Origin of the sequence: Streptomyces sp. NPDC059861, from assembly GCF_042731435.1 — a bacterium.
In the GTDB taxonomy this organism is placed as follows: domain Bacteria; phylum Actinomycetota; class Actinomycetes; order Streptomycetales; family Streptomycetaceae; genus Streptomyces.
In genome coordinates this window covers 1-1,557 of sequence record NZ_JBHWJQ010000092.1, presented here as the reverse complement: position 1 = coordinate 1,557, position 1,557 = coordinate 1, and the positions used below count along the sequence as shown (strand labels likewise).

General features: G+C 68.9%; 2 protein-coding genes. One reads left to right on the top strand and one right to left on the bottom strand.

Features of this window, described 5'->3' with window-relative positions:
* Window positions 1–38 precede the first annotated feature (38 nt).
* A complete protein-coding gene (locus ACFV6X_RS35515; protein ID WP_385390552.1) occupies window positions 39–371 on the bottom strand; it encodes a hypothetical protein in 333 nt (110 codons plus the stop codon).
* A 34-nt stretch (window positions 372–405) separates the two neighbouring features.
* Here ACFV6X_RS35515 and ACFV6X_RS35510 point away from each other — a divergent pair, with 34 nt between their 5' ends.
* Window positions 406–1,509 (top strand): IS630 family transposase, encoded by a 1,104-nt coding sequence (locus ACFV6X_RS35510; RefSeq protein ID WP_385390550.1) that lies wholly within the window; start codon window positions 406–408, stop codon window positions 1,507–1,509.
* Window positions 1,510–1,557: the final 48 nt, after the last annotated feature.

Below are 1,557 nucleotides of genomic sequence, written 5' to 3'. Positions count from 1 at the left end.
CTAGTGCTGCTCCGCGGAAGTTCGTGGAGGGGTGTTGATCAGGGCGTCGGGTCGCCGAGGTAGAAGCCGCAGGCGCAGTCCAGGGCGTCTTCGGGTGAGCCGAAGGGCAGTCCGGTGGGCAGGAAGTTGTCCTCGTACTTGCCTCGGCTGGCGAGGTAGAGGGCGAAGCCCCAGGTGTGCAGGACGCCGGTGAAGCGCAGGCGGCACAGCGGCAGCGGTTCCTCCTCGCCCGGCAGTTCCCCTGCCACGTAGGCGAATCCGGAGCGGAAGCGCACCTGGACGCGGACGAGCTGGGGCCAGCGTTCCTTGGCGCGGACGTTCAGACGGTGGCGCAGGTGATCCTGCATGGACTCGGGCGGATTCTTCGGCACGGGTCCATCCTGCTGGGTCACCCCCGCATACGCCATGATCATCACTTTGGTCGGGGCGGGCGAGGGTGTGGCCGGGATGGTCGAGGCGGTCGTGGTGGAGTTGGACGAGAGGGTGCGCGAGCGTCTGATCCGTACAGCGGTTTCCCTGAAAGCGCAGGTGCGGGCGGTGCTCCGGGCGCGGATCGTGCTGGCGGCGGCTGAGGGCCTGAGCAATGGGGCCATCGCGCGGGACCTGGCGGTCAGCGTGAACACGGTCCGCAAGTGGCGCGGACGGTTTGCCGCTCTGGGCCGGGACGGGCTGAAGGACGCCGCCCGCTCGGGCCGGCCCAAGGCATACGGGCCCCAGGTGACGGTGGCGATCGTGGCCGCCGCCACCAGTGCGCCCCCGCACCCGGAAGCGACCTGGTCGCACCGCACGATCGCCGCCCGGGTCGCCGGCACTGTCTTCGCCACCATCTCTGCCTCCCAAGTCGGCCGGATCTTGGCCGACTTGGACCTCAAACCACACCGGGTCCGCGGCTGGCTCACCCGCCGAGACACCCCTGACTTCTGGGACCGTGTCGCGGACGTGTGCGACCTGTACCGCGACCCACCTGAAGGGGCGGTGGTGCTGTCCATCGACGAGAAGACCGCGATCGCCGCCCGCGCCAGGCGCCACCCCGGTCGTCCCGCCAGGCCGGGCGAGCCCGCTCGCGAGGAGTTCGAGTACCGCCGCCACGGCACCGCCTCGCTGGTCGCCGCCCTGGATGTGCGCACCGGAGAGGTCCTCACCGAGATCATTGCCCGCAACGACGCAGCGACGTTCACTGCCTTCCTCGACCAGCTCGACACGGTCATCGCCCCCGACCAGGACATCCATGTCGTGCTGGACAACGGCTCCTCCCACACCGCCAAACACACCAAGGCGTGGCTCGCCGACCACCCGCGCTGGCACGTGCACTGGACCCCGCCGCACGCCTCCTGGCTCAACCAGATCGAGCTGTTCTTCTCCGTCCTGACCCGCCGCGTGCTGCGACACGGTGACTTCTCCAGCCGCGATGACCTCATCGACAAGCTGGAGAGTTACGTCATCGGCCGCAATGAGACCGCGAAGCCGTACAGGTGGACCTATGACGGCAGCCCACTCAAGACCGCCTGATCAGACCCAACACCCCTCCACGAACTTGCGCGGGGCAGCACTAGTAGG

Bases quoted from the DNA above. Each gene is read 5' to 3' on its own strand.
- ACFV6X_RS35510 (WP_385390550.1), top strand. From the start codon at position 406: ATGATCATCACTTTGGTCGGGGCGGGCGAGGGTGTGGCCGGGATGGTC.